This window comes from Spirillospora sp. NPDC052269 (assembly GCF_040679435.1).
Lineage (GTDB): Bacteria > Actinomycetota > Actinomycetes > Streptosporangiales > Streptosporangiaceae > Spirillospora.
In genome coordinates this window covers 206995-220325 of the sequence record NZ_JBFAUU010000010.1, presented here as the reverse complement: position 1 = coordinate 220325, position 13331 = coordinate 206995, and the positions used below count along the sequence as shown (strand labels likewise).

13 protein-coding genes are annotated in these 13331 nt (G+C 71.8%); all 13 read left to right on the top strand.

Annotated elements, in window-relative coordinates; genetic code table 11:
- Positions 1–28 precede the first annotated feature (28 nt).
- Positions 29–1294 carry a sensor histidine kinase gene (locus tag AB0L06_RS22840; RefSeq protein WP_500233083.1) on the top strand — a complete coding sequence of 422 codons (1266 nt, stop codon included), beginning with the start codon at positions 29–31 and terminating at the stop codon, positions 1292–1294.
- Entirely contained in the window at positions 1282–1932 is a 651-nt protein-coding gene (locus tag AB0L06_RS22835; protein WP_500233082.1) for a response regulator, read from the top strand. Before AB0L06_RS22840 ends, AB0L06_RS22835 begins: the two co-directional genes overlap by 13 nt.
- Positions 1929–2759, top strand: coding sequence for a DUF4097 family beta strand repeat-containing protein (locus tag AB0L06_RS22830; protein WP_500233081.1), 831 nt, complete (start codon positions 1929–1931; stop codon positions 2757–2759). Before AB0L06_RS22835 ends, AB0L06_RS22830 begins: the two co-directional genes overlap by 4 nt.
- Before the next feature lie 786 nt (positions 2760–3545).
- On the top strand, positions 3546–4553 hold the full coding sequence (locus AB0L06_RS22825; protein ID WP_500233080.1) for a methionine ABC transporter ATP-binding protein: 1008 nt from the start codon (positions 3546–3548) through the stop codon (positions 4551–4553).
- Positions 4550–5206, top strand: coding sequence for a methionine ABC transporter permease (locus AB0L06_RS22820; protein ID WP_500233079.1), 657 nt, complete (start codon positions 4550–4552; stop codon positions 5204–5206). Before AB0L06_RS22825 ends, AB0L06_RS22820 begins: the two co-directional genes overlap by 4 nt.
- Positions 5207–5282: 76 nt before the next feature.
- The gene (locus AB0L06_RS22815) at positions 5283–6083 is read left to right on the top strand and encodes a MetQ/NlpA family ABC transporter substrate-binding protein (protein ID WP_500233078.1); all 801 of its coding nucleotides are present in this window, start codon (positions 5283–5285) and stop codon (positions 6081–6083) included.
- Positions 6084–6316: 233 nt separating this feature from the next.
- On the top strand, positions 6317–7246 hold the full coding sequence (locus AB0L06_RS22810; protein ID WP_500233077.1) for an STM4015 family protein: 930 nt from the start codon (positions 6317–6319) through the stop codon (positions 7244–7246).
- A gap of 90 nt (positions 7247–7336) precedes the next feature.
- Entirely contained in the window at positions 7337–8332 is a 996-nt protein-coding gene (locus tag AB0L06_RS22805) for an STM4015 family protein (RefSeq protein ID WP_500233076.1), read from the top strand.
- Between the two features lie 4 nt (positions 8333–8336).
- Complete coding sequence (locus tag AB0L06_RS22800) at positions 8337–9248, top strand: STM4015 family protein (RefSeq protein ID WP_500233075.1); 912 nt, start codon at positions 8337–8339, stop codon at positions 9246–9248.
- A 2-nt stretch (positions 9249–9250) separates the two neighbouring features.
- Positions 9251–10339: an STM4014 family protein gene (locus AB0L06_RS22795; protein WP_500233074.1), complete on the top strand. Its 1089-nt coding sequence runs from the start codon at positions 9251–9253 to the stop codon at positions 10337–10339.
- Complete coding sequence (locus tag AB0L06_RS22790) at positions 10332–11129, top strand: STM4013/SEN3800 family hydrolase (RefSeq protein WP_500233073.1); 798 nt, start codon at positions 10332–10334, stop codon at positions 11127–11129. The genes AB0L06_RS22795 and AB0L06_RS22790 overlap by 8 nt, the downstream gene beginning before the upstream one ends.
- Positions 11129–12430 (top strand): STM4012 family radical SAM protein, encoded by a 1302-nt coding sequence (locus tag AB0L06_RS22785; RefSeq protein ID WP_500233072.1) that lies wholly within the window; start codon positions 11129–11131, stop codon positions 12428–12430. Before AB0L06_RS22790 ends, AB0L06_RS22785 begins: the two co-directional genes overlap by 1 nt.
- Positions 12430–13326, top strand: a complete 897-nt coding sequence (locus AB0L06_RS22780) for an STM4011 family radical SAM protein (protein ID WP_500233071.1) — start codon at positions 12430–12432, stop codon at positions 13324–13326. Before AB0L06_RS22785 ends, AB0L06_RS22780 begins: the two co-directional genes overlap by 1 nt.
- Positions 13327–13331: the final 5 nt, after the last annotated feature.

Below are 13331 nucleotides of genomic sequence, written 5' to 3'. Positions count from 1 at the left end.
GAACGTCGCGGGCCCTACCGTCTGGGGCATGGTGTCCAGTTCCTCAGCACGGCGCGCCCTCACCCACGCGCCGTGGTCTCGGGCGACATGGCGGGATTCCGTCTTCGTCGCCTCCGGGGTGCCCCTTCAGCTCGCCGGCTGGGCGGCGGTGGCGCTGCCCTGGCTCTTGTGGGCGGCGACCGACGTGGTGGCCATCCTGTTCTGGCTGGCCCTCCCGCTGATCGGCGTGGTGCTGCTGGCGCGGCCCCTGGCGTCCGCGCACCGCGAGCGCTGCTGGGCGGTGCTCGGCGTGGACATCCCCCCGCTGCCGCGCGAGCCGGACGCCTCCCCGTGGGACGCCCTCCGCGACCTGCGCTCACGGGAGCTGTGGCGGCTCGTCCGCTACCACCTGGTGGTCGGTCCGCTGATCGCGATGGCCGGCCTCGCGACGGTCGCGTGCTGGCTCGGTGGTTTCGCGCTGACGACCGTGGGCGCCTACGCCTGGGCGCTTCCCCCCGACAGCCCGCTGTCGCTGTCCGGGCACGCCATCCGCGTCGGGGCGATCACCGCGGGCGGGGTGTTCGTGCTGTTCACGACGCCGTACCTCACGACCGGTGTGGCGCGCTGGGACGTCGGGGCCGTCCGGTCCCTGCTCGGCCCGGACGTGACCCAGGAGCTGCTCAAGCGCGTCGAGGACCTGGCCGAGAAGCGCGCCGAGGTCGTGGACGCGGCCGACATCGAACGCCGCCGCATCGAGCGCGACCTGCACGACGGCGTCCAGCAGCGGCTCGTCTCGCTCGCGATGAACCTCGGCCTGGCCCGGGAGACCCTCAAGGACCTGTCGCCCGAGGTGCTGCAGGTGCTCGTCGAGGCGCACGAGGAGTCCAAGGAGATCCTCACCGACCTGCGGAACTTCATCCGCGGCCTGCACCCCGCGGTCCTGGAGGACCGGGGCCTGGACGCGGCGCTGTCCGGCATCGCGGCCCGCGTCCCGCTCCCGGTCCGGCTCGAGGTGGACGTGGCGCGCCGCGCGTCCTCCACGGTCGAGGCCGTCGCGTACTTCGTGGTGTCCGAGGCGCTCACGAACGTCGTCAAGCACGCGGGCGCGACGTCGGTGGACGTGGCGGTGGTGCGCCGCGGCGACGTCCTCCACGTGACGATCGCCGACGACGGGAGGGGCGGCGCGTCCTTCGACGCCGGGACCGGACTGCGCGGGCTGGCCCGCCGCGTGAACTCGGTGGACGGTACCTTCCGCTTCACCAGCCCCGAAGGGGGCCCCACCACCATCACCGTGGAGTTGCCGTGCGCATTGTGATCGCCGAGGACTCGGTCCTGCTGCGAGCCGGGCTGATCAAGCTGCTGGAGACCTCGGGCTTCGAGGTCGCGGCCGCGGTCGGCGAGGCGGAGGGCCTGCTGGCCGCCGTCGCCCAGCACCGCCCGGACGCCGCGATCGTGGACGTCCGGATGCCGCCCGGCTTCACCGACGAGGGCGTCCGCGCCGCGCTCGTGCTCCGCAGGGAGTACCCGGAGGTGTCGGTCCTGCTGCTGTCCCAGTACGTCGAGGAGCGGTACGCGGCCGACCTGCTCGCCACCAACACCAGCGGCGTCGGCTACCTGCTGAAGGACCGGGTCGCGGACGTGTCGGCCTTCCTGGACGCGCTGCGCCGGGTCGCCGGCGGCGGCACCGCCCTGGACCCCGAGGTCGTCTCCCAGCTCCTGCTGCGCCGCAACAGCGACCCGCTCGAACGGCTCACCCCGCGCGAACGCGAAGTGCTCGCGCTGATGGCGGAGGGCCGCTCCAACGGCGGCATCGCGGCCGCCCTGGTCGTGAGCGAGAGCGCGGTCGCCAAGCACATCAACAGCATCTTCGCCAAGCTCGACCTCCCGCACGCCGAGGGCGACCACCGCCGGGTGCTCGCCGTCCTGCGCTTCCTGGACGGAGACTCCACGTGACCATCACCGACGACCCGCGGACCGAGACGCCGGACGCCCCGGACCCCCGGGCGCGTCCGCGCAGGCGGGGACCCTGGCTCGCGCTGGCCGCGCTCACCGCGCTGTCCGTCGCCGTCCCGACCGTGCTGGAGGTCGCCGGGGTGCAGTTGCAACGCGCCTCGGAGACCTCCGAAACGCTGGTGTCGCACCGGCTCCGGGCGGTCGAGGTCGACGCGACGTCCGCGGCCGTGACCGTCCGGGCGGGGGCGTCCGGACCGGCCCGGCTCGACAAGGACCTGCACTGGATCACGTCGAAGCCGCGCATCAGGACCACGTGGGACGGCGACACGCTGATGCTCAAGGTGATCTGCGGGGACGGCGGCCTCACCATGCTGGACCTCTGCGACGCGAACGTGACGCTCAGCGTCCCGAGCGGCGTCGACGTCCGCGGCCGGATGACCTCCGGCACCCTCGCCGTGCGCGGCATGACGGGCTCGGTGGACGTCAAGAACAACTCCGGGACGCTGGATTTCGCCGACCTTTCCGGGCCCCTGCACGCGGTGGTGTCCAGCGGTTCGGTCATCGGCGACCGCCTGACCGCCGGAACGGTGGACGTCGCGTCCGGCTCCGGTTCGATCGATCTGACCTTCACCAAGGCCCCGACCCGGGTCGTCGCGCGGACCGGCTCCGGCACGGTCCTGGTCGGCGTCCCGGCCGGATCGCAGTACCGGATCGCCGGCGCCAGCGGCTCGGGGTCCCGCCAGTTCGCGGACGGCATCCGGAACGAGTCCGCCCCGAACCTGCTCGACGTGTCGGCCGGCTCGGGCTCCGTCAGCGTCCACTACTGACGGCCGCGAACCCCGCCCGGCGGCGTCCGACAGCGTGTCGACACCGCCGGACGGAGCGGCGCCGCCAGGCCTGTCCACACGCGCCCGTGGCCGTTCCGGCGGCGTCCGCCCTGGTGGTGATCGTGTGACCTGGCGCACGTTTGCGCAGGTCGCCGGGGTATTCCGATTTGCGTCGCGGGCGTCCGGCGGGTTTACTACCGGGCTATGACCGCCGTACACCCGAGCCAGCCGCGCCGCCTGCAGATCATGCGGGCCATGGGGTGTATGCGCATGTGTCGAATGTGTGACCGCTGAGGGCCCCCGCCGACCCCTGTCTCGCGCCCCGAAGCGAGCGACCTCCGATGATCTTCATGACCGGAAGCCGCATCTGCACATGATCTTCCAACGGCATCTGCTGACCCACGCGCCGTACCCGCCCGGACTCGCCTGAGCCGCCGCACGGCGTCCTCAGCGGAAAGCGTCTCCCGGCGTCCCGCCTCCACAGGCGGCGGCCCCGGCACCGCGACATCGCACCGGCACCGCGAGACCCGCACCCGCCACCGCGACATCGCATCGCCACCGCGATGACCCACCAGCCACCGCGAAACCGCACAGCGCGGTATCGCACCCGCCACACCGTGGAACCGCATCGCCACCGCGAGACGCACCCGGTTCCGCGAAACCGCACCCCGCCACCGTGAATGCACCCGCGTAGTCGCAGCCGCGCCCGCGCTCCGCATCCCGAACGTCCCTGTCCCGTTCCGCCGACGCCCTGTCCGGGCGCGGTCGCCTGCACGGATGATTCCTATGATCCAGATCGAGAAACTTCGAAAAACCTACCGGTCCCGAGGCCGCGAGCTCTCCGCCGTCGACGGCGTCGACCTCAGCGTCCGCGAGGGCGAGATCTTCGGCGTCCTCGGCCGCTCCGGCGCGGGCAAGAGCACCCTGCTGCGCTGCGTCAACCTGCTGGAACGTCCCGACTCGGGACGGATCGAGGTGGACGGACGCGACCTGCTCACGCTGCCGCGCGGCGAACTGCGCGCGGCCCGGCAGGGCATCGGGATGATCCACCAGCACTTCGGCCTGCTGTCCAGCCGGACGGTGGCCGGGAACGTCGCGTTCCCGCTGGAGGTCATGGGCGTGCCGCGCGCCGAGCGGGCCGCCCGGGTGGACGAGCTGCTCGACCTCGTCGGCCTCACCGACCACGCGAAGGCCTACCCCGCGCAGATCTCCGGCGGGCAGAAGCAGCGCGTCGGGATCGCCCGCGCCCTCGCGGGCCGTCCCAAGGTGCTGCTGTCGGACGAGGCGACCTCCGCGCTCGACCCCGAGACGACCGCGTCGATCCTCGCGCTGCTGCGCGACCTGCGCGACCGGCTCGGGCTGACCGTCCTGCTCATCACGCACGAGATGGACGTGGTGAAGCGGATCTGTGACTCGGCCGCGATCATGCGCGACGGCCGTGTGGTGGAGTCCGGGACGCTCCGCGACCTGCTGCTGCGACCCGGCTCCGAGCTGGCCCGGGACCTGTTCCCGCTGCCCGCCGCCGACGTCCGTCCGGGGACCACCGTCGTGGACGTGACGTTCGAGGGCGACGCGGCCGACCGGCCGTTCGTGTCGTCCCTGGCCCGCACCTACGCGATCGACGTGAACATCCTCGGCGGCGCGGTCGAGGAGGTCGGCGGCACCCGGATCGGACGGCTGCGCATCGAGCTGCCCGGCGACCCCGACCTCAACGCCGCCCAGCTCGCGCACCTGCGCGACTCGGGCCTGACCGTCGAGGTCCACCGGGCGTCCGGCACGGAGGTGGCGGCATGACCTGGGACGAGATCTGGCCGCTGCTGCGGCAGGGCACCGTCGAGACGCTCCAGATGACGGTCTGGGCCACCGTGATCACCGCCGTGGCCGGGGTGCTGCTCGGCCTCGCGCTGGTCGTCACCGACCGGCGCGGGCTGGCCCCGGTCCCGGCCGTCCACCACCTGCTCGGGCTGGTCGTGAACGTCGGACGGTCCATCCCGTTCATCATCCTGCTGGTGGCGCTGCTGCCGCTCACCCGGGCGCTGGTCGGCACCACCATCGGCACCACCGCCGCGATCGTCCCGCTCGCGGTCTCGGCCATCCCGTTCTACGCCCGGCTCGTGGAGACCTCGCTGCGCGAGGTGGACCCGGGCGTCGTCGACGCCGCCCGCGCGATGGGCGCCTCCCGCGTCCAGATCGCCGGGAAGGTGCTGCTCCGCGAGGCCCGTCCGGGCCTGCTTGCGGGCCTCACCGTCACCTTCGTCGCGCTGATCGGCTACTCGGCGATGGCCGGGGCGATCGGCGGCGGCGGCCTCGGCGACATCGCCATCCGCTACGGCTACCAGCGCTTCGAGAACACGGTGATGATCGCGGTCGTCGCGGTGATCGTCGTGCTGGTGCAGGTCGTCCAGCTGCTCGGCGACCGGCTCGTCCGGCGCCTGTCCCACCGCTAGTTCACACCGCTAGTTCAACCGTTGGTTCACCGGGCCGGCCCACAGCGCCGGTTCACACCAGAAGGGGGCACTCTTCGTGCTTCGTAAGATCACCGCCACCGTGGCCGCCGCAGGACTGCTGATCGGCCTCGCCGCCTGCGGCTCCAGCAAGGACAAGGACACCCTCGTCGTCGGCGCGACCTCCGTGCCGCACGCCGAGATCCTCGGCTACGTCAAGAAGAACCTGGCCGACAAGGCGGGCCTCAAGCTCGAGGTCAAGGAGTTCAGCAACTACGAGCAGCTGAACCCCGCCGTGAAGGACGGCCAGATCGACGCCAACTACTTCCAGCACAAGCCGTACCTGGACGAGTCGAACCAGAAGCTCGGCGCCAAGCTGGTGTTCGTCGCGGGCGTCCACCTCGAGCCGCTCGCGGTCTACTCCAAGAAGGTCAAGCAGCTCTCCGAGCTGAAGCAGGGCGCGACCGTCAGCGTGCCGTCCGACCCGTCCAACGAGGCGCGGGCGCTGAAGCTGCTGGCCGCCAACCAGCTCATCACGCTGAAGCCCGGCACCGAGGAGAAGGCCACCCCGCGGGACATCGCGTCCAACCCGAAGGGCCTGAAGTTCAAGGAGGCCGACGCCGCCACGCTGCCGCGCCAGCTCGGTGACGTGGACGCCTCGGTGATCAACGGCAACTACGCGCTCGAGGCCAAGCTCGACCCGTCCAAGGACGCGCTCGCGACCGAGGCCTCGCAGGGCAACCCGTACGTGAACGGCCTGGTGACCACCCCCGAGAAGAAGGACGACGAGAAGATCAAGAAGCTCGTCGAGCTGCTCCGCGGCCCGGAGGTCAAGAAGTTCATCCAGGACGAGTACCACGGCTCGGTGCTCCCCGCCTGACGCGTGACCCCTTCGCAGGTGGCCCCCGGACGATCCCGTCCGGGGGCCACCGCCTTTTCCGGCGTCGATGTCGACCTGAGTGACCAGCGGGAACACGAGGGCGAGGACGAGTTGCCGAAGTTCTACGCGGACGAGTGCGAATGACACGGTCGGACGGAGGTTTCCCCAAGCCGCCCATGTCCGTCACATGGTGTTGGTAGGACGGGGTTTCCGACCTTGACCAGGAGGAACACATGGGCGTCTCTCAGCATCTGACCGAGTTCGCCGGACTTCCGGTTGCGGAGTTCGGCGCGTCCGGTGACCCGTCCAAGGAGGCCCTGGCGTCGCCGTCGTCGTACGCGTGGGCCGTCCGCTCCGGGCACGACGAGGAGTCCTTCACCGACCTCTGGCCGCGGTTCCTGAAGACCGTCGACACCAGCGGGATCACGGCGCTGGTCGTCGGCTACTGGGGCATCTACGACGAGAAGGCCGACGTCCCCGCACTGCTCTCCGGCTCGGCGTCCGCCCTCCCGGCGCTGCGGTCCCTGTTCCTCGGCGACATCGTCGCCGAGGAGGCCGAGATCTCCTGGATCCAGCACAGCGACACGACGTCGGTCTTCACGGCGTTCCCGGCACTGGAACGGGTCGAGGTCCGGGGCGTGGAGGGCCTGTCGTTCGAGCCGGTCAAGAGCGAGGCGCTGAAGGTGCTGCGGTTCGAGTCCGGCGGCCTGCCCGCCGAGATCGTCCGGACCGTCGGGCAGAGCACGCTGCCCAACCTGACGCATCTCGACCTGTGGCTCGGCGCGTCCGAGTACCTCGGCGACGCGACGGTCCAGGACCTCGAGCCCTTCCTGTCCGGCACGGCCCTGCCCAAACTGAGCCACCTGGGCCTCGAGGACGCGGAGATCCAGGACGAGGTCGCCGCGGCCGTCGCGGGCGCTCCGGTCGTGGCCCGGCTGGAGTCGTTGAGCCTGGCCATGGGCATGCTGACCGACACCGGCGCGGAGGCGCTGCTGTCCGGGCAGCCGCTGTCCCATCTGAAGAAGCTCGACCTGCACTACCACTTCCTCTCGGAGGCGATGGCCGAGCGCGTCCGCGCCGCCCTCCCCGGCGTCGAGGTGAACCTGGACGACCGGCAGGAGCGCGACGATGACGACGGCTTCTACGTCGAAGTGTCGGAGTGATGGAACCTCCGGACGTTTCGCCTGAGCGGACGGCATTTGTCGGGCGCCCCTGGTAGGACATGTCCCGACAGTGATCCGGAAAGGGACCCGATGACCATCCACCAGAACCTCACCGAGTACGCCGGCCTGCCCGTGGCGACGTTCGGCCCGAACGAAGAAGTCCCGGACGACGAACTCCTGGACGACGAGGTCACCGACGGCGAACCTGCGGACGGTGAACTTCCCGCCGGAGCGCTCACCTCGCCGGCGTCCTACGCCTGGGCCGTCCGCACCCAGTTCGACGAGGAGCCCTTCGAGGACGTCTGGGCCCGGTTCCGCGAGCAGGTGGACACCAGTGGGATCACGGCGCTGATCATCGGGTACTGGGGTGCGTCCTACGGCGACGGCGCCGCCGACGTGGGCACACTCCTCGCCGAGGCCGCGCCCGCGTTCCCGGCGCTGCGCTCGCTGTTCGTCGGCGACGTCGTGATGGAGGAGGCGGAGATCTCCTGGATCGAGCACGGGGACATCACCCCCGTGCTCGACGCGTTCCCGGAGCTGGAGCGGTTCGAGGTCCGCGGCTCGCAGGGGCTCGTCCTCAACCCGTTCGAGCACTCCGGCCTGCGGACGCTCCGGTTCGAGTCCGGCGGGCTGCCCGCCGAGGTCGTCCGGGCGGTCGGGGCCAGCGACCTGCCGAACCTCGAACACCTGGACCTCTGGCTCGGCACTCCGAACTACGGCGGCGACGCGACCACGGACGACCTCGCGCCCCTGCTGTCCGGCGAGCGCTTTCCCGCCCTGCGCCGCCTCGGCCTGGAGAACTCCGAGATCGAGGACCAGGTCGCCGCCGCCGTCGCGGGCGCGGCGGTCGTCGCCCAGCTGGAGACGCTCTCCCTCGGCATGGGCATCCTCACCGACACGGGCGCGGAGTCCCTGCTGGCCGGGCAGCCGCTGACCCACCTGAAGAAGCTCGACCTGGAACACCACTTCCTCTCGGACTCCATGATCGAGCGCGTCCGCGCCGCTCTTCCCGGCGTCGAGGTGCTGCTGGACGGCCAGATGACGCCGCACGGCGGCGACTGGTTCTTCATCGAGATCTCGGAGTGACGCGATGACCGTCATCGAGCACCTCGAGGAGTACGCCGGCCTGCCCGTCCACGAGTTCGAGGCGTCCGCCGAGCGGCTGCCCGATCCGGAGACGGTCGCGTGGCGGATCGGGGAGGGCCGCCAGGGCACGTGGCGCGACGCGCTCATCGCCCTCCTGGACTCCGTCGACGCCGGCCGTATCGAGGCGATCGTCGTCGGCCGGTACGGGAACGGCGACAGCGACGACCACCCGGGGAAGGTCCTGGCCGAGGTCGCGGACCGCCTCCCCGCGCTGCGCTCGCTGTTCCTCGGCGAGATGACGATGGAGGAGTCGGAGATCTCCTGGATCGTCCATGGCGACATCACTCCGTTGCTGAAGGCCTTCCCGAAGCTTGAACGGCTGGACGTCCGGGGCAGCGACAGCCTGGTGTTCGAGCCCTTCGCGAGCGAGTCGCTCCGGACGCTGCGCTTCGAGTCCGGCGGTCTGCCCGTCGGGATCGTCCGGGCCGTCATCGCGAGCGACCTGCCGAACCTCGAACACCTGGACCTCTGGCTCGGCGAGGAGGAGTACGGCGGCGACGTGCGCGGCGACGACCTCATCGGTCTCCTCTCCGGCGAACGCCTCCCCGCCCTCCGCCATCTCGGCCTGGAGAACTCGGAGATCCAGGACGAGATCGCCGCCGAGGTGGCCGAAGCCCCGGTCGTCGTGCGCCTCGAGTCCCTGAGCCTGGCCATGGGCGTCCTGACCGACGCGGGCGGCGAGGCGCTCCTGTTCGGCCAGACGCTCACCCACCTGAAGTCGCTCGACCTGCACCGCACCTTCCTGTCGGACGAGATGGCGGCCTCGTTCCGCAGGCGCCTGCCAGGCGTCGAGATCAACCTGGACGACCGCAAGGACGCCGAGGCCCACGGCCTGTACGTCGCCGTGTCGGAGTGAGAATGTCCTTCGTCGTCATCGGGTACCCGGGGGACCGGCGGGTCACGCTGTTCGCGGACGCCTGCCGGGCCGCCGGGCTCGCGGAACCGCAGGTCATCGGCTGGCCGGACGTGTTGCGCGGCTCGTTCACGCTGCCTGCCGGGGTCCCGGTCCGAATCGACTCGCCCGGCGAGGACCCAGAGGCGGACGCCCTGCTCCGCGGCGACGTCGCCCCGACCCGGACCGGAGGTGGGGCCCGCTGGTACGAGGGGTTCGTCGCCGGGCTGGGCCGGATCGCGGACGCCGCGCGCGACGCGGACGCGCCGCTCCTGAACGACCCGGACGAGATCGCCGTCATGTTCGACAAGCGGCTCTGCCACGCCCGGCTGTCCGCCGCCGGAGTGCCGGTGCCGCCCGTGCTGACCGGCGTCGACGGCTACGCGGCGCTGCGCGCCCGCATGGCGGAGGCGAACGAGCACCGCGTCTTCGTCAAGCCCGCGCACGGTTCGTCCGCGTCCGGCGTCATCGCCCTCGAGGTCGCGCCGGGCGGGACCGGGGATCGGATCAAGGCGGTGACGTCGGCGGTGCGGCGCGCGGACGGGTTCCACAACTCGCTGCGCGTCCGGACGTACCGGACGGAGGAGGAGGTCGCCGCGCTGGTCGACGCCCTCGCCCCGGACGGTCTGCACGTCGAACGCTGGATGCCGAAGGCGGCGCTGGACGGGCGCGTCCTCGACCTACGGGTCGTGGTGGTCGGGGGAGTCCCGACGCACGCGGTCGTCCGCACCAGCACCGTCCCGATGACGAACCTGCACCTGGGCGGGCAGCGCGGGGACCTCGGCGCCGTCCGGGCCGCGCTCGGCGAGGACGGCTGGCGAAAGGCGATGGACGTGTGCGCGCGGGCCGCGGCGTGCTTCCCGCGCAGTCTCATGGTCGGCGTCGACCTGCTCCTCGGCATCGGCTGGCGGCGGTACGCGATCGGCGAGGTGAACGCGTTCGGCGACCTGCTGCCGAACCTCCCCGGTCTCCCGGACGGACCGGCGGCCGGCGTCGACGCCTACACTGCCCAGGTCAGAGCCGCATTGTCTGCCTTGTCGGGATCCCATGCGTGACATGAACGAGGTCGTCGGCACCCACGACGTGGTGCTGGTGACCCTCGACACCCTCCGCTTCGACGTCGCCGAAGAGCTGCTCGACGCGGGGGAGACGCCGAACCTCGCCGCCGTTCTGCCCGGGGGGCGGTGGGAGCGGCGGCACACGCCCGGCAGTTTCACCTACGCCGCGCACGCCGCGATGCTCGCAGGATTCCTGCCGACGCCCGCCGCGCCCGGCCCGCACCCCCGGCTGTTCGCCGCCGCCTTCCCCGGCAGCGAGACCACGGCCCCGGGAACGTGGACGTTCGACGCCGCCGACCTCCCGACCGGCCTCGCGCGGGCCGGGTACCACACGGTCTGCGTGGGCGGCGTCGGCTTCTTCAGTAAGACGACGGCCCTCGGCTCGGCGCTGCCGTCGCTGTTCGCCGAGAGCCACTGGGAGCGGTCCTTCGGCGTCACCGACCCGGCCGGCCTGGACCACCAGATCGCCCGCATCGAGACGTCGATCGGCGCCCTCGACGCGGAGAGGCGGCTGTTCCTGCTGCTCAACGTGTCCGCGCTGCATCAGCCCAACTGGTTCTACCTGGACGGCGCGACCCGCGAGTCCGGCGACACCCGGGCCAGCCACGCCGCCGCGCTGCGGTACGTGGACGCCCGCCTGCCCCGCCTGCTCGCCGCGCTCCGCCGCCCCTCCCTCGTGATCATCTGCTCCGACCACGGCACCGCCTACGGCGAGGACGGCCACGTCGGGCACCGCATCGGCCACGAGGTCGTGTGGACCGTCCCTTATGGAGAGTTCGTCCTTTGATGACCAGCCCCTATCAGGGTTACGTGTACGCCTACCCGCACAAGACCGCGTACCGGCCGCTCGACCCCGCGCCGTCGCTGCGGTCGGTATGGGAGGAGGAGGACAAGAGCGCCCTCTTCCTCTACCTGCACATCCCGTTCTGCGAGATGCGCTGCGGCTTCTGCAACCTCTTCACACGGACGGGCGCGTCCGAGGACCTGACGGACGCCTACCTCTCGGCCCTCGAACGCCAGGCGTCCGCCGCATTGGACGCCCTGGGCGACGAGGCGGCCTTCGCGACGGCCGCGTTCGGCGGCGGCACCCCGACCTACCTGACCGCCGCCGAGCTCGACCGGCTCTGCGACATCGCGTCCCGGTTCGCCCCACTCGGATTCGTGCCGCTGGGCGTCGAGACGTCCCCGGCGACCGCGACCCCCGACCGGCTGCGCGTCCTGCGCGACCGCGGGACGACCCGGATCTCGATCGGCGTGCAGAGCTTCGTCGACGCCGAGGCGCGCGCCGCCGTCCGGCCGCAGAAGCGCGTCGAGGTCGACGCCGCCCTCGACGCGATCCGGGACGCCGAGATCCCCGTCCTGAACATCGACCTGATCTACGGGATCGCAGGTCAGACGGCCGAAAGCTGGCGCTACTCGCTCGACACCGCGCTGAGCTGGAAGCCCGAGGAGATCTACCTCTACCCGCTGTACAAGCGGCCGCTGACCGGGTTGTTCCGGCTCGGCCGCGACTGGGACGACCACCGCCTCGCGCTCTACCGGCAGGGCCGCGACCACCTGCTCGCCGCCGGATACGAGCAGGTCTCCATGCGCATGTTCCGCCTCCCTGACATCGCCGCCGCGGGCACCGGAGCCGGGGGCACCGAGTACTGCTGCCAGACCGACGGCATGGTCGGCCTCGGCTGCGGAGCCCGCTCCTACACCTCCGACCTGCACTACTCGTTCGAGTACGCGGTCGGCGCGACCGAGGTCCGCGCGATCATCGACGACTACGTCCGCGCGGACTCCTTCGGGACGGCCCGCGTCGGCTTCCGCCTGGACGACGCCGAACGGCGGCGCCGGCACCTCGTCCAGTCGCTGCTCCAGGCGTCCGGGCTCGACCGCTCCGACTACCGTGCCCGCTTCGGGACCGACGCGATGGACGACTTCGCGGGCGACCTCAAGGGCTTCGCCGACCAGGACTGGCTGGACGTCCGCCCCGACCTGCTGCGGCTCACCCCCGAAGGCCTCGCCCACTCGGACGCGGTCGGCCCCGCCCTGTTCTCCGGCGACGTCCGCACCCTCATGGACGCCTACGAGGCCCGCTGATGCCCGCCGTCTTCCTCCCCGATCCGGTCGTCCCGGCGGAGCCCGCGCCCGGCGCCCACCTGACGATCCTCTACCGCGGTCCCCTCGCGAGCTGCGACTACGACTGCCCCTACTGCCCGTTCGCCAAGCGCCGCGACAGCGTTGAGCAACTCCGCGCCGACCGGACGGCGTTGGAACGCTTCACCGCGTGGGTCGCGGCACAGCGGCATCCGGTGTCCGTGCTGTTCACGCCGTGGGGCGAGGGCGTCGTCCGGTCCTGGTACCGGCGGGCGCTGGTCGAGCTGAGCCACCTTCCGCACGTCCGGCGCGTGGCGATCCAGACGAACCTCAGCCACCGGACGAGCTGGACGTCCGACGCCGACCCGTCCCGGCTGGCGCTCTGGGCCACCTTCCACCCCGGCCAGGTGCCCTACGAGCGGTTCCTCGACAAGGCCCGTGACCTGGCGGAACGCGGCATCCGATACTCGGTCGGCATCGTCGGCCAGCCCGAGCACCTCGCGGACGCCCGCCGCCTGCGCGCCGACCTGCCCGGACACGTCTACCTGTGGGTGAACGCCGCCGAAGGACTCACCTACACCGACGCCGAGGCCGCAGACTGGACGGCGATCGACCCCCTGTTCGGCCACAGCCGCGACCCTCACCCCAGCCTCGGCCGCGCCTGTCGAACCGGTGACGACGTCATATCCGTGGACGGCGACGGGACCGTCCGGCGCTGCCACTTCGTCCCGGCCGTCCTGGGCAACCTCTACGACGGGACGTTCCGTGCCGGCCTCCGCCCGCGTCCCTGCCCACTGGACGTCTGCGACTGCCACATCGGCTACGTCCACCTGGAGCCGCTCGGCCTCTATGACGTCTTCGCCGGAGGCATCCTGGAACGCATCCCCGCCCTGGCGTGAACCCG

Bases quoted from the DNA above. Each gene is read 5' to 3' on its own strand.
- AB0L06_RS22840 (WP_500233083.1), top strand. From the start codon at position 29: ATGGTGTCCAGTTCCTCAGCACGGCGCGCCCTCACCCACGCGCCGTGG.
- AB0L06_RS22825 (WP_500233080.1), top strand. From the start codon at position 3,546: ATGATCCAGATCGAGAAACTTCGAAAAACCTACCGGTCCCGAGGCCGC.
- AB0L06_RS22820 (WP_500233079.1), top strand. From the start codon at position 4,550: ATGACCTGGGACGAGATCTGGCCGCTGCTGCGGCAGGGCACCGTCGAG.
- AB0L06_RS22810 (WP_500233077.1), top strand. From the start codon at position 6,317: ATGGGCGTCTCTCAGCATCTGACCGAGTTCGCCGGACTTCCGGTTGCG.
- AB0L06_RS22805 (WP_500233076.1), top strand. From the start codon at position 7,337: ATGACCATCCACCAGAACCTCACCGAGTACGCCGGCCTGCCCGTGGCG.
- AB0L06_RS22800 (WP_500233075.1), top strand. From the start codon at position 8,337: ATGACCGTCATCGAGCACCTCGAGGAGTACGCCGGCCTGCCCGTCCAC.
- AB0L06_RS22795 (WP_500233074.1), top strand. From the start codon at position 9,251: ATGTCCTTCGTCGTCATCGGGTACCCGGGGGACCGGCGGGTCACGCTG.
- AB0L06_RS22790 (WP_500233073.1), top strand. From the start codon at position 10,332: ATGCGTGACATGAACGAGGTCGTCGGCACCCACGACGTGGTGCTGGTG.
- AB0L06_RS22785 (WP_500233072.1), top strand. From the start codon at position 11,129: ATGACCAGCCCCTATCAGGGTTACGTGTACGCCTACCCGCACAAGACC.
- AB0L06_RS22780 (WP_500233071.1), top strand. From the start codon at position 12,430: ATGCCCGCCGTCTTCCTCCCCGATCCGGTCGTCCCGGCGGAGCCCGCG.